The 23,133-nt window shown below is 65.8% G+C and carries 21 protein-coding genes, 1 tRNA gene and 1 riboswitch; of the genes, 10 read left to right on the top strand and 12 right to left on the bottom strand.

What is annotated here, in order from left to right:
- Positions 1-27 precede the first annotated feature (27 nt).
- Together QX048_RS19175 and QX048_RS19170 are read right to left on the bottom strand one after the other, a co-directional pair.
- Positions 28-552 (bottom strand): hypothetical protein, encoded by a 525-nt coding sequence (locus QX048_RS19175; RefSeq protein WP_315751255.1) that lies wholly within the window; start codon positions 550-552, stop codon positions 28-30.
- Positions 553-1,264: 712 nt separating this feature from the next.
- Positions 1,265-1,624 (bottom strand): hypothetical protein, encoded by a 360-nt coding sequence (locus QX048_RS19170; protein WP_315717159.1) that lies wholly within the window; start codon positions 1,622-1,624, stop codon positions 1,265-1,267.
- Positions 1,625-1,789: 165 nt separating this feature from the next.
- Here QX048_RS19170 and QX048_RS19165 point away from each other — a divergent pair, with 165 nt between their 5' ends.
- A complete protein-coding gene (locus QX048_RS19165; protein ID WP_315717158.1) occupies positions 1,790-2,155 on the top strand; it encodes a nuclear transport factor 2 family protein in 366 nt (121 codons plus the stop codon).
- 209 nt (positions 2,156-2,364) lie between these two features.
- Positions 2,365-4,197: an AMP-dependent synthetase/ligase gene (locus QX048_RS19160; RefSeq protein WP_315827967.1), complete on the top strand. Its 1,833-nt coding sequence runs from the start codon at positions 2,365-2,367 to the stop codon at positions 4,195-4,197.
- A gap of 764 nt (positions 4,198-4,961) precedes the next feature.
- Here the strand turns inward: QX048_RS19160 and QX048_RS19155 are convergent.
- Positions 4,962-5,035, bottom strand: a tRNA-Gly gene (locus tag QX048_RS19155).
- A gap of 230 nt (positions 5,036-5,265) precedes the next feature.
- Here QX048_RS19155 and QX048_RS19150 point away from each other — a divergent pair.
- From QX048_RS19150 to QX048_RS19130, 5 genes are all read left to right on the top strand, one after another.
- A complete protein-coding gene (locus QX048_RS19150; RefSeq protein ID WP_315827966.1) occupies positions 5,266-5,685 on the top strand; it encodes an SPW repeat protein in 420 nt (139 codons plus the stop codon).
- A gap of 222 nt (positions 5,686-5,907) precedes the next feature.
- Positions 5,908-6,480: a methylated-DNA--[protein]-cysteine S-methyltransferase gene (locus tag QX048_RS19145; RefSeq protein ID WP_315827965.1), complete on the top strand. Its 573-nt coding sequence runs from the start codon at positions 5,908-5,910 to the stop codon at positions 6,478-6,480.
- 77 nt (positions 6,481-6,557) lie between these two features.
- Complete coding sequence (locus QX048_RS19140) at positions 6,558-7,397, top strand: AraC family transcriptional regulator (RefSeq protein WP_315827964.1); 840 nt, start codon at positions 6,558-6,560, stop codon at positions 7,395-7,397.
- Between the two features lie 52 nt (positions 7,398-7,449).
- Positions 7,450-7,809, top strand: coding sequence for a VOC family protein (locus QX048_RS19135; RefSeq protein WP_315751247.1), 360 nt, complete (start codon positions 7,450-7,452; stop codon positions 7,807-7,809).
- Between the two features lie 10 nt (positions 7,810-7,819).
- Positions 7,820-8,221: an SRPBCC family protein gene (locus tag QX048_RS19130; protein WP_315827963.1), complete on the top strand. Its 402-nt coding sequence runs from the start codon at positions 7,820-7,822 to the stop codon at positions 8,219-8,221.
- A gap of 4 nt (positions 8,222-8,225) precedes the next feature.
- Here the strand turns inward: QX048_RS19130 and QX048_RS19125 are convergent, their stop codons facing one another.
- Positions 8,226-9,704 carry an MATE family efflux transporter gene (locus QX048_RS19125; protein ID WP_315827962.1) on the bottom strand — a complete coding sequence of 493 codons (1,479 nt, stop codon included), beginning with the start codon at positions 9,702-9,704 and terminating at the stop codon, positions 8,226-8,228.
- A gap of 130 nt (positions 9,705-9,834) precedes the next feature.
- Positions 9,835-10,941: a 2'-deoxycytidine 5'-triphosphate deaminase gene (locus QX048_RS19120; RefSeq protein ID WP_315827961.1), complete on the bottom strand. Its 1,107-nt coding sequence runs from the start codon at positions 10,939-10,941 to the stop codon at positions 9,835-9,837.
- 112 nt (positions 10,942-11,053) lie between these two features.
- Positions 11,054-11,133: riboswitch (SAM riboswitch) on the top strand.
- A 76-nt stretch (positions 11,134-11,209) separates the two neighbouring features.
- Here QX048_RS19120 and QX048_RS19115 point away from each other — a divergent pair.
- The gene (locus tag QX048_RS19115) at positions 11,210-12,418 is read left to right on the top strand and encodes an O-succinylhomoserine sulfhydrylase (protein ID WP_315827960.1); all 1,209 of its coding nucleotides are present in this window, start codon (positions 11,210-11,212) and stop codon (positions 12,416-12,418) included.
- Positions 12,419-12,495: 77 nt separating this feature from the next.
- Here the strand turns inward: QX048_RS19115 and QX048_RS19110 are convergent, their stop codons facing one another.
- The 3 genes from QX048_RS19110 to QX048_RS19100 are packed head-to-tail and all read right to left on the bottom strand — an operon-like array spanning position 12,496 to position 15,756.
- Positions 12,496-13,656 carry a GDSL-type esterase/lipase family protein gene (locus QX048_RS19110; protein WP_315827959.1) on the bottom strand — a complete coding sequence of 387 codons (1,161 nt, stop codon included), beginning with the start codon at positions 13,654-13,656 and terminating at the stop codon, positions 12,496-12,498.
- Positions 13,657-13,669: 13 nt separating this feature from the next.
- A complete protein-coding gene (locus QX048_RS19105) occupies positions 13,670-14,428 on the bottom strand; it encodes an SGNH/GDSL hydrolase family protein (RefSeq protein WP_315717147.1) in 759 nt (252 codons plus the stop codon).
- On the bottom strand, positions 14,428-15,756 hold the full coding sequence (locus QX048_RS19100) for an OpgC domain-containing protein (RefSeq protein WP_315827958.1): 1,329 nt from the start codon (positions 15,754-15,756) through the stop codon (positions 14,428-14,430). The genes QX048_RS19105 and QX048_RS19100 overlap by 1 nt, the downstream gene beginning before the upstream one ends.
- 324 nt (positions 15,757-16,080) lie before the next feature.
- Here QX048_RS19100 and apaG point away from each other — a divergent pair, with 324 nt between their 5' ends.
- Positions 16,081-16,473 carry a Co2+/Mg2+ efflux protein ApaG gene (apaG, locus tag QX048_RS19095; protein ID WP_315717145.1) on the top strand — a complete coding sequence of 131 codons (393 nt, stop codon included), beginning with the start codon at positions 16,081-16,083 and terminating at the stop codon, positions 16,471-16,473.
- A gap of 840 nt (positions 16,474-17,313) precedes the next feature.
- Here the strand turns inward: apaG and QX048_RS19090 are convergent.
- The 3 genes from QX048_RS19090 to QX048_RS19080 form a co-directional block, all read right to left on the bottom strand.
- On the bottom strand, positions 17,314-18,309 hold the full coding sequence (locus QX048_RS19090) for an Hsp33 family molecular chaperone (protein WP_315717144.1): 996 nt from the start codon (positions 18,307-18,309) through the stop codon (positions 17,314-17,316).
- Between the two features lie 252 nt (positions 18,310-18,561).
- Positions 18,562-19,488: an ornithine carbamoyltransferase gene (gene argF, locus QX048_RS19085; RefSeq protein WP_315717175.1), complete on the bottom strand. Its 927-nt coding sequence runs from the start codon at positions 19,486-19,488 to the stop codon at positions 18,562-18,564.
- A gap of 8 nt (positions 19,489-19,496) precedes the next feature.
- Positions 19,497-20,708: an aspartate aminotransferase family protein gene (locus QX048_RS19080; RefSeq protein ID WP_315751238.1), complete on the bottom strand. Its 1,212-nt coding sequence runs from the start codon at positions 20,706-20,708 to the stop codon at positions 19,497-19,499.
- 477 nt (positions 20,709-21,185) lie between these two features.
- Here QX048_RS19080 and QX048_RS19075 point away from each other — a divergent pair, with 477 nt between their 5' ends.
- Positions 21,186-21,701, top strand: coding sequence for a GcrA family cell cycle regulator (locus QX048_RS19075; RefSeq protein ID WP_315717142.1), 516 nt, complete (start codon positions 21,186-21,188; stop codon positions 21,699-21,701).
- Between the two features lie 122 nt (positions 21,702-21,823).
- Here QX048_RS19075 and QX048_RS19070 read toward each other — a convergent pair whose 3' ends face one another.
- On the bottom strand, positions 21,824-23,131 hold the full coding sequence (locus tag QX048_RS19070) for an ATP-binding protein (protein ID WP_315717141.1): 1,308 nt from the start codon (positions 23,129-23,131) through the stop codon (positions 21,824-21,826).
- Positions 23,132-23,133 lie beyond the last annotated feature (2 nt).

Here is a 23,133-nt window from a genome sequence, read left to right as displayed (position 1 = left end):
CCCGAAGCGACTAGTGCCTCAGTGTGATCAATGGGAGGCAGAGGCCTTGGCGGCAGCCGGCGAGATGGTCGGTGCATTGGGCACGACGTGCGAGGAGGCCGGAGAGGACGCCTGGGCATCCATATAGCAGGGCTTGTACATTGCCTGCAGCTCCCTGCCCTTCAGGAAGATCATCCGGGGCGTCAGGCCGCCGCGCTGGGTGATCCAGCGGCGGATCGGCGAAGGGTACATCGAGTACAGCATCTGGGTCGCCTCGGGATTGGTGACGGCGCGGCCGTTGGCGCCGAAATCCCAGGCGGCGTGGAAGCCGAGATTGGCATGCGAGGTGACACAGATCTTCTCGTGCGGGATCGCCCCAAGCACGATGGTGCAGGCCGATGCGCAGAGCCCGTCGATGATCACATACTCACCGGAGGATCGCAGGCCCTGGTACTTGTCGACATAGGTTCCGATCCGGCCACCGCGGTCATCGGCGATCCGGACCACGGCCTGGCTGGCGCCGACCCCCGACAGCAACAGAACGACCGCAAGCAATCCCGTCCAGAATTTCATGTCGAGCCCCAGTGCAACCCGGCGAAAACCGATCTGACCGACTTTGGCACGCTTCGTGTGATGCGCTTCTTGTGATGCTTGGACTGCGGTGGACCTTGCAATCACGACCCCATCCGCAGAACCGGAACGCGAAAGCCAAATCCAAATCGCAAATGCAGCGTGTTTCGAGATCGTGTTTTTGTCCAGGAGAGCGCAGCTGCGAAAGCCAAATTCACCGCGAGTGTTGCAAGCCCGCTGCACCAATGAGTCGCTACCACCGAAAATGGACCAACGCTGGTTCCGGACATGGCGGTGGCGCCACGAGCAAGGCAGAGGCCCGGCATGATTCGCCCATCGGCGCGGCAGCGGCGTCACGGCGGCACAAACGACACTCCGGAGAAACCCGGGGCCGAGCTTCCGCGCGACACGCGCCCCGCTGCCCAGTGACGGCGGGACGCTCGCCCGCTCATCGCCGGCCCAGGGGTGCTCGTGCGATCACGATCGCGGGTGCGGGCTTCCGCCAGCCCCGACGGCATGGCCGAAATCCGGAGATGCGACGAATGCAATCACAAGGTTGGACCGTTCGGCCGAGCCCCGCGCCGCAAGCGGGCGCGGCAGGGTCTCTCCTCGCACCGCGCCGTCTGGATCGGGAGATGGAGCGAGGTCGGGCCGATATCGCGCTGGCAGCCGGGGAGACGATCTGCCTCCCGATGCTTTCGCCGTCTGGACCGAACTAATTATCGGGCAGCCGAATCCGTGCACCAAAGGTGACGAGCGGCGCATCGGCGGCGCCGAGCTGGATCTGTCGCTCCGGCACCTCCTGATAGCTGCCGTCTTCAATCTTTCTTAATTCATATTGCCAGACAGTTAACGTCTCGCCGCGCGCGAGCGCATCGCGGATGCGGCTGGCGCCGCGTCCCGGCAGCTTGACGAGATCGTCGCGCATCATGCCGATCATTGTCGGGCTCTCGCCGCGATGCAGCTCGAAGAACACCATGCGATTGGGCTTGTCCTGCGGCTTGAGCACGGTATCCGCCGTGAACAGCACAAGACAAATTGCGACGGCAATCCACTTCCAAGTGTCGGACATCATGAGACGCATTCCCCGCACCGCCTCTGCGCGTGGCGTAGCCCTCGCGCAAACGGGCGGCAACTTACAGTTCTGTCATTCCGGATGAGATGACGTTCGACGTAATCGATTCGCTGCGCGCCGGGCGCGATGATGGGCTCCTCATCGTTCACAACATGGAGAGCACCGATGACCAACCCGACCGAGATCGCCGAGAGCTACATCGCGCTGTGGAACGAACGCGATGCCGCGCAGCGCGGCGCATTGCTCGCACGTCACTGGACCGCGGATGCGCTCTATGTCGACCCGCTGATGCGCGGCGAAGGACGCGATGCCGTGGACGGCCTGGTCGCGGGCGTGCAGCAGCGCTTTCCCGACTTCCGCTTTCGCCTGATCGGCTCCGCGGACGGCCACGGTCATCATCTCCGCTTTTCCTGGGAGCTCGGCCCCGAGAATGCGGAAGCCCCGATCCTGGGCACGGATTTCGTCGAGCTGGCCGACGGCCGCATCCGGCGCGTCACCGGGTTTCTCGACAAGGTCCCGCAGGGCGCCTGACGGACGCCCCGATCCGCCCGACCTCCCACAGCGGGGTCGGCCTGCCGCGATTGCCGGGCTCCCATGCGCAGACGCACGATCTGTCTCGTGGTGATTGCGCTACGTCAACGTCGGACCCGGTCCGCCGCTGCAGAGCTTCTGCTTCGCGACGGAGTTCAGGATCGCCGGAGACGGGCGTGCAGCACTCAAATCCCATCGATGATCACGCCATGGCAGCCGACACGCTGGCCGGTATCACCACCTTGCCCGAACTCTGGCGCTGGCGCGTCGAACGGAGCCCGGACAAGCAGGCCTACCGACATTTCGACGCAGGAAGCGGCCGATGGGTGAGCTTCTGCTGGCGCGAGATCGATCTCGTCGTCGAGCGATGGCGGCGAGCGCTCGCGGCCGAGGGCTTCGCCCAGGGGGAGCGTGTCGCCATCCTGATGCCGAACGGGATCGCGCATCTCGCCATTGACCAGGCCGCGCTCTCGCTCGGCCTGGTGCCGGTGCCGATGCATGCCGTCGATAATGCCGACAGCATCGCCTACATCCTCGCCGATTCCGGTGCCCGGCTGCTGCTGGTCGATTCGGACACACGCTGGGATGAGATCGCAGCGGTCGGCGAGGCCCTGCCCGACCTGGGGCGGATCGTCTGCGCCGACCGGCAAACGACCCCGCCGACCGGCGATCCGCGCCTCGTCGATCTGGAGGCGTGGTTGAAGGCGGCCGGCGATGCCACGCCTCCCGGCACCCGGATCGCCATCGCGCCGCACGACCTCGCCGCCATCGTCTACACCTCGGGCACGACGGGCCGGCCCAAGGGTGTGATGCTGTCGCACGACAACGTCGTTTCCAACCTCAAGGCCATTCATCAGCGGCTGGCGGCCGATACCGACGACGTATTCCTGTCGTTCCTGCCGCTGTCACACACGTTCGAGCGCACCGCGGGCTACTACTACCCGATCGCCATCGGCGCCTGCGTCGCCTATGCGCGCTCGGTGAAGCAGCTGTCCGAAGATCTGGTGGAGGTCCGTCCGACCATCCTGATCTCCGTGCCGCGCATCTATGAGCGCATCTATTCGGTCATCATGCATCACCGCGCGATCGCAAACCCGCTGGAACGGGTGCTGCTCGACCTGACCATCGCGATCGGCGGCCGTCGCTTCGATGCGCAGCATGGGCGCGGGACGAGACTCTCGGCATTCGACCGTATCGCGTGGCCGCTGCTGCAACGCTTGGTCGCCGCCAAGGTACTGGCTCGATTCGGCGGACGGCTGCACGTCGCCGTCAGCGGCGGCGCCCCGATCGCCGAGCCGGTGGTGCGGCTGTTCCTGGCGCTCGGGCTCGAGGTGCTGCAGGGCTATGGCATGACCGAGACATCGCCCGTCGTCAGCGTCAACACGCCTGACGACAACGACCCGCGCACCGTCGGCCGCGCTCTGCCGGGCATCGAGGTGCGCATCGGCGACAATGACGAGTTGATGGTGCGCGGCCCGAACGTGATGCTCGGCTATTGGCACCGGCCGGAGGAGACCGCGCGCACCAGGGAAGCCGACGGCTGGCTGCACACCGGCGACCAGGCCCGCATCGACAGCGGACGCATCACCATCACCGGTCGGATCAAGGACATCCTCGTCACCTCGACCGGCGAGAAGATTGCGCCCGCCGATCTGGAAACCGCGATCCTGACCGATCCGCTGTTCGAGCAGGCCATCGTGATCGGCGAGAACCGGCCGTTCCTGACCGCGATCGTCGTGCTCAACGCCAACGGCTGGGCTGAGCAGCAGGCGAGGCTCGCGGCGCACGGCCAGCGCGGCACCGAGGCCGAAGCGGCCTCTCTGCTGCGCCACATTGCGCGAGCCGTGAAGGCCTATCCGTCCTACGCGACGCCGAAGGCGGTGCATTGGACCTTGGAGCCGTGGACCGTGCAGGAAGGCCTGATCACGCCGACGTTGAAGAACAAGCGTCCAGCGATCGAGCGGAGCTTCGCGAAGGAAATCGAGGCGATCTATGCAAAACGCCCGTCAGCTTCGCGGCCGTCGGCTATCGTACGAAGCTGATCTTGCAGGGCACCGCAGCAGGGGCGCTTTGTTGGACGGATTGTTGGCCACTCAGCGCTGGCCTCGCGCTGTCCGCGCCGAAACGATATCCGGCGGCGGTTCTGCTCCATCATCACCTCGCCCATGCCGGAACCACCAATCCAGTAGCCGAAATCCACGGTACTTGCCTTCCGGCCGCGGTGGCTTGGTTGATACAGATCAATATGCGCGCTAGTTGTTTTGATATTACAATCCCACGTTGATTGCCGGAGCACTGGTCAATGCGAGCGATAATCATAGCACTGAGCGCGATCCTATTGCTTGCAACGGCAGGAAATGCGCAGAAGATATCCCTAACGAAAAAACAATGGATGCACTACCAGCAAGCTACCTCAAAACTAAACAAGAACTGCCATTTGGAATATCTAAACTGCTGGACAGTGCATACCTGGGAGTGCCTTCCCTCGGGTGAAGCAGGCGGGGGGTTACATTGCGAACCGGCTGAACATCAGCAGTGTGGTAAGCCCACACTTGTCTGCAATAAGTCGGTTGACTGCGATTGGTGCTTTTGCCCTCCAAATACGTCGGTCGGTGGTGCATGTGCAGATTGCTGCAGAAAGAAATGACCTAGAACCGATCATTTTCCGAGGGCCAACTGCCTATTGCCACCGCTCATCCCAGGATGATCTCTTAGCCTCGCTAACTGTCCTTCCCTGGACAGCAAAGAATCGGAAAACAGCGGTGCCTATTGATGCCTGGCAGTTCTCGTCTTTTTGGCTAGGCATTGGAGCGGGCGAAGGGAATCGAACCCTCGTATGCAGCTTGGGAAGCTGCCGTTCTACCATTGAACTACGCCCGCGCTCGCCAATGCTTAGCCGAGACCATGCGTTTCGCCAAGCGGCTTGTTGCCGCGAGACCGCCAAGGCCGCGGGGGGCAGACGCAAGAGTTCGACCACCGGCCTGATCTCCCGATCGTGATCGGCCGCAACCGCGGGCTCCGGAACGGATCGGGCCGATCGCGCTTTTGCCCGTTGGAAGCGGCGCCTCTCCCTGTTTCGCCACGCCGTGAAGGTCCTGGGAGCTCACACCATGCAAAGCCACAGCCCCGCGTCTCAGACCGCCCCCTCGAAAGCCCTCGCCGTCATGTCGGGTCCGTCGGCGCTCGACCTTTACACCCTCGGCTGCGGTCTGTTCCTGGCCGTCGCGCCCTGGCTGTTCGGCTTCGTCGGCAGCGTCGGCCGCATCAACGCTGAGTTGGCGGGGGCTGCCGTCATCGTGCTCTCGCTCGGCGGCCTTCTTGCGTTTGCCGATTGGGAGGAGTGGCTGAAGGTCGCGCTTGGCGTGTGGCTGATAGCAGCGCCCTGGCTGCTCGGGTTCGTGCATACGTCGGCGATGCATGTCAGCATCGCCATCGGGATCGCCGTGACCTTCCTGAGCCTGCTCGAACTGTGGCTCGCGCATGATCCTGATTTTGCTGGCGATGGCCCTGCATTGGTGAGCCGGCCGTAGCGGCTTGGCCGATCGCGCGTCGCCCGCGCGCAGCGCCTCCTCCCGCGATCGCGTTGCGATGACAGAGATCGCAGACGCGGGATCGCAACGCAACGCTTGACAACCATCACCCAAATCAGGGCAAACCCGCCCCGGTCAGGTCACGCTGTTAACACTTTGTAAACAAAGTTGATGCGGGCGATCGTGACGATGATATGATGTGGTGTGGGTTGGGGTGGCGTCATGGGGCGTGGGTATACGATCTTTGATACGGCCCTCGGCCGTTGCGGCATTGCGTGGAGCGATGTCGGAATCACCGGCGTACAATTGCCGGAAGCACGGGAAATCGAGACGCGGCGGCGCCTGTTTCGCCAGTTTCCCGACGCACGGGAGCAGCGCCCGTGTTCGAATACTGAACTCGCCATCGAAGGCATCGCGGCCATGCTGCGCGGGCAGGACGTCGACTTCTCCGACGTTGCGCTCGACCTCGACGGCGTCACGCCCTTCAACCAGCGCGTCTATGATTGCATTCGCGCCATTCCGCGCGGCGAGACGCGCACCGCCGACGCGATCGCAGACGAACTGCACGTTCCCAAGGCGCTAAATTCGATCGCGCAGGCGCTGAGTAGGAATGCGCTCGTGCTGATCGTTCCCTGTCACCGCGTGCGTGACATCGGCAACGGACTCGACAAGCCGTCGCCCAACAGCGGCATCGTCTCCAAGCGTCGGCTGCTGTCGCTCGAAGGCGCAAAGCCTCATGCGGGCCTGACGTTGTTCGACGCGTTTCTCGCCATCGACAGGCCGCGCGCATTGTAAGCCCGCCTTCGCGCGTCGCGCGATATTATCTCGCACGACGCCCTCCTCTTTCCGCCGCAATGCGCTAGATTTACAGGATGACCACCACCATCCTGTTCGAAAGCCGCGACGTCACCGTGTCCGAGTTCCGCTGTGCAGCGGTCCCTGGCGAGCGTCCCTATGTCGAGCAGTATGCCGGCTACTCGCTGTCCTATGTGCGCAAGGGCAGCTTCGGCTGCCGGCACCGCGGCCGCTTCTTCGAGCTGGTCACCGGCTCGCTGCTGGTGGGCCATCCCGGCGATGAGTTCATGTGCACGCACGATCACGTCTGCGGCGACGAATGCCTGTCATTCTTCTTCGATGATGCGCTCATCGACGAGATCGGCTGCGACAGCCAGGCCTGGCGGGCTGGCGCGATGCCGCCGCTGCCGGAGCTCATGGTCCTCGGTGAGCTCGCGCAGGCCGTCGCCGCGCGCGAGCAGGACCTCGGTCTGGACGAGGTTGGACAGATCATCGCCAGCCGCTTCGTCGCGACCGCCACGGGCCGGCAGGAACGGGCGGCGACGCCGAGCCTGCGCGATCGCCGGCGCGCGGTGGAGAGCGCATTGTGGATCGACGACAATGCGGAGCGCGACATCGACCTGGCGGCTGCGGCGCACGAAGCCGGCGTCAGCCCGTTCCATTTCCTGCGGCTGTTCGCGGCGACGATCGGCGTGACGCCGCATCAATATTTGATCCGCTCCCGCTTGCGGCGCGCCGCGCGGCGTCTCAGCGAGGAGGACACGCCGGTCACCACCATCGCCTATGATTCGGGCTTTGCCGATCTGTCGAATTTCACCCGCACCTTCGCGCGCGCTGCCGGCGTGTCGCCGGCGAAGTTTCGCAAGGCCTCGCGCGGCGAGCGCAAGATTCTCCAAGACCATCTGAGCCGCCATTGATTGGATGATCCCAGCGCGTGCGGCAGCCGCATGCGAAGCATGGAGATCATCGATGTACGATCATATCGGCCTCAAGGTCGGCAATCTGGACGCCAGCGTCCGCTTCTACACATCGGCGCTGGCGCCGCTCGGCCACATCCTCTGCTCCAAGGACGAGGCGTCGGCGGGCATCGGCCCGAAGGGGGAGCCGGCGCTGTGGCTGTATGTCGACAAGGGCGCCAGCAAGGGCGCCGCTCATATCGCGTTCCGCGCCCAGGACCACGCGGCCGTCGCCAGATTCCACAGCGAGGGGCTGAAGGCCGGCGGCAGCGACAATGGCGGCGCCGGGCCGCGCGCGGACTACAGTCCGACCTACTACGCCGCCTTCCTGATCGATCCCGACGGCAACAACATCGAAGCCGTGTGTCCGTGAGGTCGGCGCCATGGCATCCATCCAGAAGGACATTCCGATCGCAGCCCCGGCGGGTGCAGTGTGGGACGCAGTGCGGGATTTCGGCGCTGTTCATACCAGGGTGGCGCCCGGCTTCGTCACCGGCACCACGCTCGACGGCGACGTCCGCATTGTCAGCTTCGCCAACGGCAGCGTGGTGCGCGAGCAGCTGGTCGACTGCAACGATCAACGCCGGCGCCTCGTCTATGCCATCAAGAACGAACGCATCAGCCAGCACAGTGCGTCGTTTCAGATCATCCCGGAAGGAGAGGAGCGCTGCCGGGTGATCTGGACCACCGACGTGCTGCCGCACGAGATCGCGCCCTATATCGATCAGCAGATGGAGCTCGGCGCGCGCGCGATGCAGGACACGTTGGGCAGGCTGCGCGGATAGCGGCTCAGCCGATACGCGCCGGCGGCGGCCCGCGCGAGTCAAGGCCGCGTCCGGCCGTCAGCACGGCCGGGCGCAGCTCCAGCGCTGCGGCCGGCTTCGGGCCCCAGCGGGTGAGCATGAAGCTGGCGAGCGTCAGCACCCCGAGCAGGACCATCGAGGACGCCGCCAGCATGAAGAAGTCGCCCTCGGTCGCGGCACGGCTCAGCAGATAGCTGCCACCCGCAGCGATGAACACCAGCCGCACCGTCTGTGCCAGCACCGGACCGAGCACCCTGGCGGCGCCCTGCGAGGAGAAATACATCGAGATCGCCAGGCCGATGAAGGCATACATCGGCGCCGCGACCTGGAGATAGTGCCGGCCCGCGCTGCGCGCGCTCTCGTCCTGGGTGAAGATGTCGACCCACAATTGCGGGACGATCGCGATCAGCGTCGACAGCGCGCCCACCGACGCGAACGACACCAGTCCCGCCGTCCAGGCGATGCGGCGGGCGCGCGCGATTCTCCCCGCACCGATCGCCATGCCGACCATCGGCACCGAGGCCATGCCGACGGAGAATGCGACCGTGGTCATCATGAACTCGAGCCGCGCGCCGATGCCGTAGCCGGCGAGCACGGCGGTGCCGAACGACGCCAGCATATGCGTGAAGATCGCGATCGACAGCACGGATTGCAGCGGCGAGAAGCAGGCGACGGCGCCGACCTTGAGAATGTCGGCGAACATCGCGCCGCTGATCTTCAGGCCCCGCAGCTTCGGCCGCACGCGCGCGCGGCCGGAGAACAGGTACCAGCCCATCACCGAGATGCTGACGCAGAACGCCAGCAGCGCGCCGGCGGCGACGCCGCGCATGCCGAGCCCGAGGACCAGGCTGAGCGTGCCGCCCAATACGATCTGCAGCAGCGCCGAGCTGAGGATCATGAACGACGGCAGCTTCATGTTGCCGGTGCCGCGCAGGATGCCAGCCATCGAGTTCATCAGCCAGGGCAGGATCGCGCCGCCGAAGAAGATCTGCAGATAGGCCGTGGCATGGCTCAGCACCGCGCCGCGGCCGCCGAGCACCTCCAGCAAGGCAGGGCCGAACGCCAGCATGCCGATCATGAAGGTCGCGCCGAACAATAGCGCGATCAGCAGCGCGTGCGTGGCGAGCGTCGAGGCCCGCTCGGCGTCGCCGGCGCCGAGCGAGCGCGCGATCGCCGAGGCCACGCCGCCGCCCATCGCGCCGCCGGACATCGTCATGGTCAGGATCACCAGCGGAAACACCAGCGCCATCGCCGCCAGCGCCTCGATACCGAGCCGGCCGATATAGGAGGTCTCGGCGATGACGACGCAGGTGCCGGCCGTGTTCGCGATGATGTTGGGCCAGGCCAGCGACAGCAGGGTGCGCAGGATGGGTCCGTCGACGAGCTTATTCCGGACCGGCTTCTCGGGGGGCGGCAACGCACGCCCCTCGCCGACCGGATTGTCGGCCAGGCCGATCTCGGACATCTCAGCTCCCCGCTCGGCCGCGCAGGCCGCGGCCGTGTTATCGTTCGATTGCTCTCGCTTTCCTAGCACGGCGCTGGCGCGCGCCCTGTGCGGCAGGCGCATTGGGGGTGCGCGGCAGACGCAGCCGCGCTCAGAGACGGAAATGCTTGGAGAGCTTCAGGCCCTGGGCCTGGTAGTTGGAGCCGATGCGGCTGCCATACATCGCATTCGGCCGCGCCAGCATCTTCTCGTAGACGAGACGGCCGACGATCTGGCCGTGCTCGAGGATGAACGGCACCTCGCGCGAGCGCACCTCTAGCACCGCGCGCGAGCCCTGCCCGCCGGCGCCGGCATAGCCGAAGCCGGGATCGAAGAAGCCGGCGTAATGAACACGGAATTCACCGACCAGCGGATCGAACGGCACCATCTCCGCGGCATAGTCCGGCGGCACCTGCACGGCCTCCTTGGAGGCCAGGATGTAGAACTCGCCGGGATCGAGAATGAGGCTGCCGTCGGGACGTGCCTTGATCGGCTCCCAGAACTCCTCGACCGGATAGCCGGCGCGGCGGTCGACGTCGACGACGCCGGTGTGGCGCTTGGCGCGATAGCCGACATTGCCGTTCGCATTGCTGCCGGACAGGTCGACGGAAAGCGCGACGCCGCCGGTGAGATCGGCATCGTCGCGATCCACCAGTCGCTCGGCCTGGTGCAGCGCGATCAGTTCGTCCTCCGACAGGACCGCGTCGCGATAGCGGAAGCGAACCTGGGACAGGCGCGAGCCCTCGCGCAGCAGGACCGGGAACGTCTTCGGGCTGATCTCGGCATAGAGCGGGCCGTGATAGCCCGCGCCGATCATGTCGAAGCGTCGCGTGCCGTCGGCGATCACGCGGGTGAACACGTCGAGCCGCCCGGTCGAGCTTTTCGGATTGGCGGCCGCGACGATGTCCTTGGGCAGCGCCAGGCTCTCCAACAGCGGTACGATGTAGACGCAGTTGGTCTCCAGCACCGCGCCGTCGGCAAGTGCGAATTCGTGCAGCTTGAGCTCGTCGATGCGCTCGGCGACCGTCGCGCCCGGCCCGGGCAGGAAGCTCGCACGCACGCGATAGGCGACGTCGCCGAGCCGCAGATCGAGGCTCGCCGGCTGGATCTGGCTCTCGACGAAATCATATTCGGGGATGATCAGGCCAGCCTCCGTCATCGCCACGATCATGCGATCGGGGAGGATGCCGTGGGCGTCGGGGCTGAGCGAAAACGGCAAGACCTGATCCTTTGCAGGCGCCGGAACGGCGGCTTATGGAGCCAATATAGGGTCTTTTGACCGGTTATCCGATGGCTGGCTTGACGGAAAGGCCGGTTGCGACTATGAGCACGACTTATCCCGTGGTGATTTGAGCCGGCCGGCTTGCAGCCACGTTAAATAAGTCGCTAAACAGGCCGGGGACGATTGTGATCCCGGCCGTGAGGAGTTTTCCCAGGCCGGTTTTTTTGTGCCCATCGCCCGAGGCGGTGGCCACGATGGAGGTCACATGTCGAAGTCCCCCGCGAAGGCGCCGGCGTCGTTCGCCCACTATCGTCCCGAAACGAGGCTGGTGCATTCCGGCACCTTGCGCTCCGAATTCGGCGAGACCGCCGAGGCGCTCTATCTCACCCAAGGGTTCGTCTACGCCACCGCCGAGGAATGCGAGGCGCGCTTCAAGGGCGAGGATCCCGGCTTCATCTATTCGCGCTTCTCCAATCCCACCACGGCGATGTTCGAGCGCCGCATGATCGAGCTCGAGGGCGCCGAGGCCTGCCGCTCGGCCGCAACCGGCATGGCCGCGGTCACCACGGCAATCCTGGCTCCCCTCCGTGCCGGCGACCACGTTGTCGCGGCCAAGGCGCTGTTCGGCTCGTGCCGCTACGTGGTCGAGGATCTCTTGCCGCGCTACGGCATCGAGTCGACCCTGGTCGATGGGCTCGACCTCGACCAATGGCAGAAGGCGGTCAGACCCAACACCAAGTCGTTCTTCCTGGAGAGCCCGACCAATCCGACGCTCGACGTGATGGACATCCCCGCCATCGCCGAGATCGCGCACGCCCATGGCGCGCGGCTGATCGTCGACAACGTGTTCGCCACCCCGATCTGGCAGAGCCCGCTCGCGCTCGGCGCTGACGTCGTGGTGTATTCCGCGACCAAGCACATCGACGGCCAAGGCCGCTGCCTCGGCGGTGTGATCCTGTCGTCGGAGGCGTTCATCGCCGAGCACATCCACAATTTCATGCGCCAGACCGGCCCGTCGATCTCGCCGTTCAACGCCTGGGTCCTGCTCAAGGGCCTGGAGACCCTGGCGGTGCGCGTGCGCGCGCAGACCGAGACGGCGGCGAAGGTGGCCGACTTCCTCGCCGCGCATCGGAAGATCTCGCGGCTGATCTATCCGGGCCGCGAGGACCATCCGCAGGCGGCAACCGTCCGCAAGCAGATGCGCGCCGGCTCGACCCTGGTCGGCTTCGAGGTCAAGGGCGGCAAGGCGGCTGCGTTCCGTACGCTCAACGGCCTGAAGCTCGCGCGCATCTCCAACAATCTCGGCGACGCCAAGACGCTGGTCACGCACCCGGCGACGACGACGCATCAGCGGCTGACGCCGGAGGCGCGCGCCGAGCTCGGCATCAGCGAGGGCTTCATCCGCTTCTCCGCCGGACTCGAGCATGCCGACGATCTGATCGAGGATCTCGACGCCGCCCTCAGCGCGGCGTAGCGAATGGCGAATAGAGAGTAGCGAGTAGTAGGATCTCTTTCCCTATTCGCTACTCGCTGTTTCCCACTCGCGCTCGATCACATCGGCCGATAGGTCGGCACCTCGGCCGGTGCGTTGATGCCGAGCTTGACCTGGCCGACCGAGCGGATGATGTCGTCGCCGAGCAACTGGGCGAAGCAGGCATAGCCCCAATCGCTCATGTGCAGGCCGTCCGAGATCACGAACTCGTTGATCGGGATCGCCTGGCGCTCGTGCCAGTCGCGCATCACCTCGAAGCGCGGGAAGATGCCGGCGTGATGCAGCTCGGCAATACGCCCGAGCAGCTTGTTCATGCGGCTGGCGTTCTCCGAGCGCTCGTTGACGCGCGGCGAATATTGCAGGTCGACCAGCACGACATCGGAGGCCGCCGCCTGGATCTTGGCGACGCCATCCTCGACCAGCCTGGCGGTCTCGGCCGGATCGAGATCGCGCAGCACGGCATTGGTGCCGACCTGCCAGATCACGAGATCCGGACGCCGGTCGATCACCGACGTCTCCAGTCGCTTCATCATCTCCGGCGCATCCTCGCCGCCGACGCCGGCATTGATGACGCTGATGTCGACCATGGGATATTGCCGGCGCAACTGCGCGGCGAGCCGGTTCGGATAGGTGTAGTCCGGCGCGCTCGCGCCAAAGCCCTGCGTCGACGATGAGCCGAAGGCGACGATCACGACCGGCAGGCCGGAGGCGAGCTTGTTGGCGACGTGCGGCAGCGAAATGAAGTTCTTCTTGGCGACACCCTTCGGCGGCAGGCACGGCACGCGGTTGAAGATGTCGGTGGCCGATTTGGCGACCTGCTTGACCTTGTCGATCGCCCGCTCGGTGATGCTGCGCGATTGCGGCGGCGTGGCCGCGACGGCCTGCCCGGCTGCAGCCGGCGGCTGTGCATCGGTCATGGCCGGCGCGGTCGTCGCCGCGGGCGGCGAGGTCGTGGCCGCCGGGCGCACCGCGGCGATCGGCCCGCGCATCTGATCGTTCGCCTGCGCCAATGTGATGTGACCGATGCTCGGTCGCAGCTCGCTGATCAACGGAGGCTTCGGACCGGAGCTCTCCACATCGGAAAGCGCGGCGGGTGCAGCCGGCGCTGCGCTCTGCGCCCGTACCTTCTGCGGGCTCAGCGCGAGGGCGATGGCAATGACCGCAACGGCCGAAAGCTTCTCCCATGTCCCGGATACGCGGTGACACTCATTCGACGTCATGAACGACATAATCCTAGTTCTGCTGCGCCGGCCCGATATGCGCCGCGTCGATGATGAACTTCGACAGCGCCCGGCCGATGCAGTCATGAACCTGCCTGGCCAGCTCGACCCCGTGCGTCGGATTGAACAGGTCGAAATCGCCCTGCTCGTTCCACTGCCGCATGATGGCAAACCGATCGAACAGCGGGATGTCGCGCTGCTGCGCCACCACACGCATGTTGTCGACATAGGGCGGCACGGAGATCAATGTTTCCGTCCGCGGACTGTATTGCAGGTTCATCAAGACGACGTCAGCTCCCGCCTTCTGCAGCGTCGCCACACCGTCGTCGACCGCCTGCCGGAACTCATCAGGATCGATCGACCGCATGGCGTCGACCGTGCCGGTCTGCCAGATGACCAAATTAGGCCGTTTTCCTTCCACCAGTTTAACGAGATTGCCCGCGACCTCCTCGGCCGTCTTCTTGGGCTGCAGCTCGACGCTGAGATTGACGGTGACGGCCGGCAGCTTGTCCTTCAGCGCCGCCTGCAGACGGGCGGGGTAGGCATTTGCGTCGGAGGTGCTGACAATGGAGGATGAGCGGCTTCCGACGACGAGAATATCCAGCGTGCGGCCATTCTTGACGGCGTCTGCAACCTTCGGGAGCGGGCTCTCGGTTGTCAGCAGGTAGGCCGGCACCTCGCAGTTCTGCGGCGCGTCTTCCGCGCGCGCGGAGGCCGCCAGCGAAACAGCCAGCGCTGCGATACCCAACCTTAACCACGAGACGGACTTCATCAGCCCCCTCCCGCCAGATCGGCGTTGCTGCGCGCACCTTTTCGCGCGGCCCCCTTATCGGCCTCACGCTTGTACCACGAAATCAACGACGCCACCCCCCACATGATGAGGATGCCGCAAAGGCTGATCACCGCGTGCATCATGGCGCCGCCGGACACTTCGGCAAGGACGAAGTGGCCCGCAAACGCCAGAAACACGCCAAGACAGAAGATCTCGAGCGAGTGTTGCCCACAAACAATCAGCGGACGCAGCCACGGCGACTTCAAGAGCGGCCAATCCTTGCGCAAATAGTGCACGGTGAGTGCTGCGAGTGCGAGAAAATGCGCGAAACGCAACACGTCAAGGTCGGTCTTGTCGATCGGATACATCCACTGCTCGATTCGGCGCGGCATCAGATGGCCGAGCTGCGGAATGTACCAGGTCAGGGTCACGCAGAAGGCCGCGACCAGATAGGCGACGCAGAGCCCGAGCGTGATCGGTGAGTTGATGATGCGCGACATGCGCTGGGCGCCCCCGAGCGCGCACCAGGCCCCGAACACGAACAGGAGCTGCCAGGCGAACGGGTTGAACGCCCAGAAGCCGTTCGGATAGGCCGTCAGATAGAGATCGAGCTCCCAGGTGAGTGCGTAGAGAACGACCGAGAGCCCGAGCGTGACGTCAGGACGCCAGCGCATCAGCCACAGGATCAGCGGCAGGAACAGCATCAGCACGATGTAGAGCGGCAGCACGTCCATGTTGACGGGGCGGAAGCGCAGGATCAGCGCCTGCACGATCGTCACGTCCGGCTGCTTGAGAAAGTCCATGATCCCCATCTCTTCGGTGTAGAGCGGGTTCTCGAAGCTGGTCGCGACGTAGGAGATCTCGGCAAGGAAGATCGTGAACAGGAAGACGTGGGCGACGTAGATCTGCCAGACGCGGCGCAGGATGCGCGCGGTGGCGACGATGAAGCCGGCATCCTGCATCGCCCGGCCATAGACGAATGCCGCCGTGTAGCCGGAGATGAAGATGAAGATCTCGGTGGCGTCGGAGAAGCCGTAGTTGCGGATCGTGAACCAGGTCAGCAGGTTCGGCGGCAGGTGGTCGATGAAGATCAGCCAGAGCGCCAGCCCGCGAAACAGGTCGAGCCGCAGCTCGCGCTCGCCGACCGCCGGGAAGGTGATCGCAGGAGCAGCGGTGGTGCCGGGTGCAGCGGTGACGGCCGGCGCCGCCGCGACGGCAGATGCAGATGCAGCCGCGCTCGCCGCGGCGGCAGTCTCCGCAGCCGGCGCGGGTGCGGCGCTGGCGGCGGGGGCGGACGGTCCGGCAGGGCGATCGACAATCGACGTCATCAGGCACCGCGTCAAGGCTGCCAGCCTTCGAGGCCCGGCAGGGGAAATGTAGGGCTGCGCAGATTTTACGCAAGCGATGAAGGACTTATCAGCTGGGCCGCGCCCAGTTTTTCGACCTTGGCGGACGGTTGGTGGGCGATCGCACGACGCAGGACAGGTCGATCGCCCCCAGGGTGCTGCCTGCCGCGCCCGATCCGAGTCCAAGGAACGGATCGCGCGTACGGCCGACAAAGTCCGCGATTCTTGTGCCATAATGCGGAACTGTGTTGAAAGCACGATGGCGTCGCGATTGGTTCCGGCGCGGGTTTCCGCTACAATGCCACCATGTATCGCGCCGTGACTCGCCACATCGAAGTGACCGTCGAACCGAACTTCCTGCCTGAGAAGTCGTCGGTGGCCGATGGCCGCTGGTTCTGGTCCTATACCGTCGTCATCACCAACAGCGGGGAGGAGACGGTGCGGCTGCGCAGCCGGCACTGGATCATCACCGATGGGATCGGCCGGCAGCAGGAGGTCCGCGGCGAGGGCGTGGTCGGCGAGCAGCCGGTGCTCGCGCCGGGCGAGCGCTTCGAATACACCTCCGGTGTCCCGCTCACCACCGCGTCCGGCTTCATGGCCGGCTCGTATCAAATGGAGAGCGAGAGCGGCGAGCACTTCGACATCGCCGTGCCGGCCTTCTCGCTCGACAGCCCCGAGGGCAAGCGGGTGTTGAACTAGCTGAGAAGGCATGCAGTCCGACTGCCCCAAGTCTCGTCTGCTCGCTGTCTCTTGTGCTGCAATACGACAGATCCTGCACCCGCGCCGCACGAAATCGTTCTCGCGACGCATCCCGCGCCCGAGCCTTGTCCATTCACCCGCCCTCTGCAAATAGAGGGCGCAGGGAAGGCCGGGCCTCGGCTGAGGCCTGCGGCCCGCCTGCAGAAAAAAAATGCAGGCGGCAGGTACCACAGGTCCAGCCGGAACGACCCGGCCCTCCCTGCGCGACGGTTTTAACGGCTGCTTCGCGTTCTCCCTGGTGCGCCGGGCTTGTTGGCCACCATCCTCAACGCGAAGCGGAGCTTCAGCGTGAGTTGATATCAGCATCGGGATATCAGGACCGCGCGACTTGACCGTACGTGCATCGCCGTTCGTCCGCGCAGACTGACTACGCTGCGGCCATGCACGCCCATCGCATCCCGCTGCCAACGGTCCGTGACGGTCGCGAAACGCCCCTCGGGCGGCAGCAAGACGCGCGGAAATGTGCCAGTGATTTGCCCGACGGCACAAGCGGTTTGTTGCTGCGACCAATCAACGCGACGGGCATGGATGTGGCGTCGATCAGCGAGAAAGCCGATTTTCAACAACGAACTAATCGAGATCGCCGGCGCACACGAACTCCCGACGTTTTCTCCGATGCCGTGCGACGCAGCCTATCAAGCGTCGTCGCGAGGAGCGAAGCGACGACGCGATCCAGAACTGTCGAAGCGACTGCGGATCGCGTCGCTGCGCTCGCGATGACGTACGGAGGGTTGTCGCTCGACCACGATCGGTACGACGCGCGGAGCGAGCGCAACAGAGTCAGTTCTCCGTCACGCCGGCTTCGTGCGGGGTGAAGTGATAGACCGAGGAGCAGAACTCGCAGGTGACGACGACCTTGTCGTCCTTGACCATGTCGGCGCGGTCCTGGGGCGAGAAGCTCTTCAGCATGTTGGCAACCGCATCGCGCGAGCAGGAACAGCGCGCCTGCAGCGGCACGAGGTCGAACACGCGCACGCCGCGCTCATGGAACAGGCGATACAGCAGCCGCTCGCCCGACAGCGCGGGATCGATCAGCTCGATATCCTCGACGGTCGCGACCAGCGACTGGCCCTCGACCCAGGCCTCGTCCTCCTCGATCGCATGCAGCTCGGTGCCTTCGGGCGCATCGCCGGGATGCAGGTCGGCTTGGCGCAAGCGCTCCGGCGCCTGCGGCAAAAATTGCGTCAGGAGGCCGCCGGCACGCCAGCGGTGCTTGCCGCCGCTCCACTCCTCGCCGACGGCGAGGCGCACGCGGGTCGGGATCTGCTCGGAGCGCAGGAAGTATTCATGAGCGGCCTCCTCCAGGCTGCCGCCGGTGAGCGCGACCAGCCCCTGGTAGCGGCTCATGTCGGCGCCCTGGTCGATGGTCATCGCCAGATGCCCCTTGCCGAGCAGGCCGCCGGAATCCTTGGCCTCCGCCAGCCGGGCTTCGTCGAAGCGGGCATAGGCACGCAGGCGATCGGGTGCCTGGAAGTCGACCACCAGGAACGACACCGGGCCGTCGGTCTGGGTCTGCAGGATGAAGCGGCCGTCGAATTTCAGCGCGGAGCCGAGCAAGGTCGTCAGCACGATGGCCTCGCCGAGCAGCTTGCCCACGGGCGCGGGATAAGCGTGCTTGGTGAGAATGTCGTCGAGCGCCGGGCCCATGCGGGTCAGTCGCCCACGCAGATCGAGCGCCGCGACCTCGAACGGCAGCACGGCGTCGTCGACCGGCACCGCCGAGGGGGCGCGGCTGGTATCGAGGTTGATGTCGGTGTCGGGGGGATTGGTTGTCATGGGGCGTATTTGGGGATGATTGAAACGAATGGAAGGGCATCCCAGGCTGTCGTCCCGGCGTTGAGCCGGGACTCATACCGCGGATGCTATCGAGGAACGCCGGTGGTAGTCGCCGACGCTAAGCCGTAACCGACGAACCACGATCGCTCCAACTACGCCGAGCAACGGCCACAGCTGCAAATCAGTTCGATCACGCGGTATGGGTCCCGGCTCAAGGCCGGGACGACACCGGTGAAATTGCGCCGTCGAACCCTAAGCCCGCTCGCCGAAGCACCAGGCCAAGATGCCCTTCTGCGCATGCAGGCGGTTCTCGGCTTCGTCGAACACCACCGACTGCGGGCCGTCGATCACCTCGTCGGTGACCTCCTCGCCGCGGTGGGCCGGCAGGCAGTGCATGAACAGCGCCTCGGGCTTCGCCAGCGACATCAACTTGGAATTGACCTGATAGGGCTTGAGCAAATTGTGCCGATGCTCGCCATCCTTGTCGCCCATCGACACCCAGGTGTCGGTGACGACGCAGTCGGCGCCGGCGACAGCGACTTCCGGATCGTGGCCGAGATGGATGTCGGCCCGGGTGGCGCGGATGAAATCCTTCATCGGCTTGCCGGGCGACAGCTGCGGCGGGGTGGCGACGTTGAGCCGGAACTTGAAGCGCTCGGCGGCATGGGCCCAGGAGGCCAGCACGTTGTTGTCGTCGCCGGTCCAGGCCACGGTGCGGCCCTCGATGGAGCCGCGATGCTCCTCGAAGGTCATCACGTCGGCCATCACCTGGCAGGGATGCGAGCGCCGGGTCAGGCCGTTGATCACGGGCACGGTGGCATGCGCGGCAAGCTCGAGCAGCGCCTCATGGCTGAGGATGCGGATCATGATGGCGTCGACATAGCGCGACAGCACGCGCGCGGTGTCGGCGATGGTCTCGCCGCGGCCGAGCTGCATCTCGGTGCCGGTCAGCATGATCGCCTCGCCGCCGAGCTGGCGCATGCCGACGTCGAACGACACGCGCGTGCGCGTCGACGGCTTGTCGAAGATCATCGCCAGCACCTTGCCCTCGAGCGGCTTCTTCGCCGGCTCGCGCGCCTTCAAGGTCTTCTTCATCGCGCTGGACAGCGCCAGCACGTTGCGCAGCTCCTCCACCGGCATCTCGGTGAGATCGAGGAAATGACGCGGCGTATTGCCCATGGTCTTGCTCATGATGCGGCCGCCTGCTTGGCAGGCGCGCCCGACAGCGCCGCACAGGCGCGATCGAGCATCTCGACCGATTGTTCGATTTCGGATTCGTTGACGATCAGCGGCGGCAGGAAGCGCACGACGTTGTCGCCCGCGCCGACGGTGAGCAGCTTCTGATCGCGCAGCGCCGTGACCAGATCGCCCGACGGCACCACCGCCTTGACGCCGATGAGAAGGCCCTCGCCGCGGATCTCGGAGATGATGTCGGGATGACGATCGAGAACGGCGGCGAGCTTCTGCTTCAACAGCAACGACATCTTGCGGACGTGATCGAAGAAGCCGGGCGCCAGCATCACGTCGAGCACGGCGTTGGCCGCGGCGACCGCCAGCGGATTGCCACCGAAGGTCGAGCCATGCGAGCCCGGCGTCATGCCCGACGCGGCCTCGGCCGTCGCAAGCACGGCGCCGATGGGAAAGCCGCCGCCGAGCGCCTTGGCCAGCGACATCACGTCCGGCGTGACGCCGAGCCAGCGATGCGCGAACAGATCGCCGGTGCGGCCCATGCCGGTCTGGACCTCGTCGATGACCAGCAACAAACCGTTGTCGTCGCAGAGCTGGCGCAGCGCCTTGTAGAACGGCAGCGGCGCGGTGCGCACGCCGCCCTCGCCCTGCACCGGCTCGACCAGGATGCCGGCGGTGTGCGGACCGATCGCCTTCTTCACTGCTTCGATGTCGCCGAACGGAACCTGATCGAAGCCGTCCATCGGCGGACCGAAGCCGTCGAGATATTTGGCCGAACCTGTCGCGGCGAGCGTGGCGAGCGTGCGGCCGTGGAACGCGCCTTCGAACGTAATGATACGATAGCGTTCGGGATGTCCCTTGGCGGCGTGATATTTGCGCGTGATCTTGATCGCGCCTTCCATCGCCTCCGCGCCCGAATTGGCGAAGAATACGTAGTCGGCAAAGCTCTGCTCGCACAGCCGCGCGGCAAGGCGCTCGCCATCCGGGCTCTTGAACAGGTTCGACATGTGCCAGAGCTTGGCCGCCTGCTCCTGTAGCGCCTTGACCAGATGCGGATGCGCATGGCCGAGCGAATTGACTGCGACGCCCGAGGTGAAATCGAGATAACGGTCGCCATTGGTCGCGATCAGCCACGCGCCTTCGCCGCGCTCGAACGAAAGATCGACCCGGGCGAATACGGGGAGGAGATGCGTAGCGGCAACACTGGTCATGGCGGATCACATGAGCTGACGGGCCGGCCGAGACACGCGCCACGCGGCGCCATCGCGCATCAGGGACCCCACCCTAGAAAACAAAATGTGCCGCCTTTTCAAGGCGGCACGTGCATCTATTGTATGCGGGCAGCGGTGGGAGTCAACTACGCGTCAGCTGATGCATGGGGGGCCGGCCCGTGAGATTCCGGACGCCTGACACGCCTCGAGACACGCCACAGGGAACCACGGAATGTGTGGACTGCGGCCGCCGACTCTTGCGCGGGAGTCACGCCATATTGTAGCGTTTTCAACGTCGAGTACGACATCTCGTGCGGCAGTTCTGATCCCTCTCGAAGTTCTCTGAGTTTGCGTAACGTCCGGGTGCCTTGCGCGTGCCCGGCGAGGGACAAGGGATTCTGCCGCCAGGGATTTTCTTGAGACAGCATCGCAGCGCCGTCCCGGAATTGGCCGGCGCAACGCGAAGGGAAAGGTTCGATGACCGTATTGACCTGGTCCGACGATCGCGTCGAGCAACTGAAAAAACTCTGGGAAGCCGGACTGTCGGCCAGCCAGATCGCCGCGGAACTCGGAAACGTGACGCGCAACGCCGTGATTGGCAAGGTGCACCGGCTGGGCCTGTCCGGCCGCGCCAAGAGCCCGGCCACCGCGGCACCGCGCCAGCGCAAGGCGGCCCGCCCGGCACAGCCGATGATGCGGGTGGCGCGCCCGGTGGCGCGCGGCAACACGGCGCTCGCACAGGTTTTCGAGGTTGAGGCGGAGCCCGATCCGGTTGCATTCGACAACGTCGTGCCGATGAACCAGCGGCTGTCGCTGCTGGAGCTCAACGAGGCGACCTGCCACTGGCCGGTCGGCGATCCCTCAAGCGCGGATTTCTTCTTCTGCGGCGGCAAGGCGCTTTCCGGTCTGCCCTATTGCGCGCAGCATTCGCGCGTCGCCTATCAGCCCGCGGCCGACCGCCGCCGCCAGCCGGCGAAGTCGACCACGCGCTGAGGAAGTTGGCCGCGACGGGCGATGAGGATGCTCCGCATCGCCCTGGGATCTCCGGCGGCCTCAACTCACAACGACCATGGACGTGAGCCCGGCCCGCGCCGGGCCGCAGATGCGACGGGCGATCAGGCGCCCCGCGCCGGCTTCGACTGCGGAAAGCACGCCGTGAAGGCGGCACCGTTGCGCGGCACGCTTTCGATCAGCAGCCGGCCGCGATGGCGGTTGAGGATGTGCTTCACCAGGGAGAGGCCGAGCCCGGTGCCGCCTTGCGCGCGGCTGTCGCCGACATCGACGCGATAGAAGCGCTCGGTCAGGCGCGGCAGATGCTCGGGCGCGATGCCGGGGCCGAAATCGCGCACCTTGACCCGGATCTCCGGCGCGTTCTCGGCGGAGACGGCCTGCTCCAGCGAGACGATCACGCGCCCGCCCGAGGCGCCGTATTTCAGCGCGTTTTCGATCAGGTTCTCGAACACGCGCAGCAGCTCCTCGCGGTCGCCGGCGATCGTCACCGGCACGTCCGGCAGGCTGGTCTCGATCACTACCTGGCGCTCGCGCGCCAGCGACTCCAGCCCGTCGGTGACCTGGCGGATGATGGGGACGACGTCGACCATGGCGTGGGGCTGGACATGCGCCGACAGCTCCACCCGTGACAGCGACAGCAGATCGTCGATCAGCCGCGCCATGCGCGTCGCCTGGATGTGCATGATGCCGAGGAAGCGCTCGCGCGCCTTCGGATCGTCCTTGGCCGGCCCCTGCAGCGTATCGATGAAGCCCGAGAGCGCCGCCAGCGGCGTGCGCAGCTCGTGGCTCGCATTGGCGACGAAGTCGGCGCGCATTTCCTCGACCCGGCGCAGCGGGGTCAGATCGTGGAACGTCATCAGCATGCATTTGTCCGTGCCGCCGAACGCCGTCGGCACCGGCACCGGCGTGATGATCAGCTCCATCCAGCGATCGACCGGAACGTGATCGTGATAGGTGGCACGGCGGATCTCGGTGGTGGCGATCGCCTCGCGCAGCGCAGTGATGATCTCCGGCGTGCGCAGCGCGAACTGGGCGAGCTCGCCCTTGCGCAGGGCCGGCGCGAGCTGCGCGGCAGCGGCATTGAGGTGGATGACTCGGCCGGCGCGGTCGAGCAGCACGGCGGGATCGGGGATGCCCTCGACCACCGCGCTGACGGCCGGCGCCTCGACCGGGTTGGCGTGGCGCTCCTCCTCGCGCTTGGCGACCGCGCCATGCAGCCGCCACGGCACCAGGGCGGCGGCGGAAATGCACAGGAATACCGCCAGGGCCCGCAGCGGCAGCAGCTCGTCCAGCAGCACGAGCCCGGCAAGCGCGAGCGCCGCAGCGAGCAGGATGATCGCGGAATGGCGCAGCCGGTCCGGCCAGGGGGTGAAGATCGAGAGCGGCGTGTCGGAGGGAGCGTCGAGGGCCATCT

Source organism: Bradyrhizobium sp. SZCCHNS30572, assembly GCF_032484415.1.
Classification (GTDB): Bacteria; Pseudomonadota; Alphaproteobacteria; order Rhizobiales; family Xanthobacteraceae; genus Bradyrhizobium.
The sequence above is the reverse complement of the archived record's forward strand: the minus strand, read 5'-3'. Positions and strand labels throughout refer to the sequence as shown.

Excerpts from the sequence above, each read along its gene's own strand:
- QX048_RS19175 (WP_315751255.1), bottom strand. The coding sequence starts at position 552 with ATGAAATTCTGGACGGGATTGCTTGCGGTCGTTCTGTTGCTGTCGGGG.
- QX048_RS19170 (WP_315717159.1), bottom strand. The coding sequence starts at position 1,624 with ATGATGTCCGACACTTGGAAGTGGATTGCCGTCGCAATTTGTCTTGTG.
- QX048_RS19165 (WP_315717158.1), top strand. The coding sequence starts at position 1,790 with ATGACCAACCCGACCGAGATCGCCGAGAGCTACATCGCGCTGTGGAAC.
- QX048_RS19160 (WP_315827967.1), top strand. The coding sequence starts at position 2,365 with ATGGCAGCCGACACGCTGGCCGGTATCACCACCTTGCCCGAACTCTGG.
- QX048_RS19150 (WP_315827966.1), top strand. The coding sequence starts at position 5,266 with ATGCAAAGCCACAGCCCCGCGTCTCAGACCGCCCCCTCGAAAGCCCTC.
- QX048_RS19145 (WP_315827965.1), top strand. The coding sequence starts at position 5,908 with ATGGGGCGTGGGTATACGATCTTTGATACGGCCCTCGGCCGTTGCGGC.
- QX048_RS19140 (WP_315827964.1), top strand. The coding sequence starts at position 6,558 with ATGACCACCACCATCCTGTTCGAAAGCCGCGACGTCACCGTGTCCGAG.
- QX048_RS19135 (WP_315751247.1), top strand. The coding sequence starts at position 7,450 with ATGTACGATCATATCGGCCTCAAGGTCGGCAATCTGGACGCCAGCGTC.
- QX048_RS19130 (WP_315827963.1), top strand. The coding sequence starts at position 7,820 with ATGGCATCCATCCAGAAGGACATTCCGATCGCAGCCCCGGCGGGTGCA.
- QX048_RS19125 (WP_315827962.1), bottom strand. The coding sequence starts at position 9,704 with ATGTCCGAGATCGGCCTGGCCGACAATCCGGTCGGCGAGGGGCGTGCG.
- QX048_RS19115 (WP_315827960.1), top strand. The coding sequence starts at position 11,210 with ATGTCGAAGTCCCCCGCGAAGGCGCCGGCGTCGTTCGCCCACTATCGT.
- QX048_RS19110 (WP_315827959.1), bottom strand. The coding sequence starts at position 13,656 with ATGACGTCGAATGAGTGTCACCGCGTATCCGGGACATGGGAGAAGCTT.
- QX048_RS19105 (WP_315717147.1), bottom strand. The coding sequence starts at position 14,428 with ATGAAGTCCGTCTCGTGGTTAAGGTTGGGTATCGCAGCGCTGGCTGTT.
- QX048_RS19100 (WP_315827958.1), bottom strand. The coding sequence starts at position 15,756 with ATGACGTCGATTGTCGATCGCCCTGCCGGACCGTCCGCCCCCGCCGCC.
- apaG (WP_315717145.1), top strand. The coding sequence starts at position 16,081 with ATGTATCGCGCCGTGACTCGCCACATCGAAGTGACCGTCGAACCGAAC.
- QX048_RS19090 (WP_315717144.1), bottom strand. The coding sequence starts at position 18,309 with ATGACAACCAATCCCCCCGACACCGACATCAACCTCGATACCAGCCGC.
- argF (WP_315717175.1), bottom strand. The coding sequence starts at position 19,488 with ATGGGCAATACGCCGCGTCATTTCCTCGATCTCACCGAGATGCCGGTG.
- QX048_RS19080 (WP_315751238.1), bottom strand. The coding sequence starts at position 20,708 with ATGACCAGTGTTGCCGCTACGCATCTCCTCCCCGTATTCGCCCGGGTC.
- QX048_RS19075 (WP_315717142.1), top strand. The coding sequence starts at position 21,186 with ATGACCGTATTGACCTGGTCCGACGATCGCGTCGAGCAACTGAAAAAA.
- QX048_RS19070 (WP_315717141.1), bottom strand. The coding sequence starts at position 23,131 with ATGGCCCTCGACGCTCCCTCCGACACGCCGCTCTCGATCTTCACCCCC.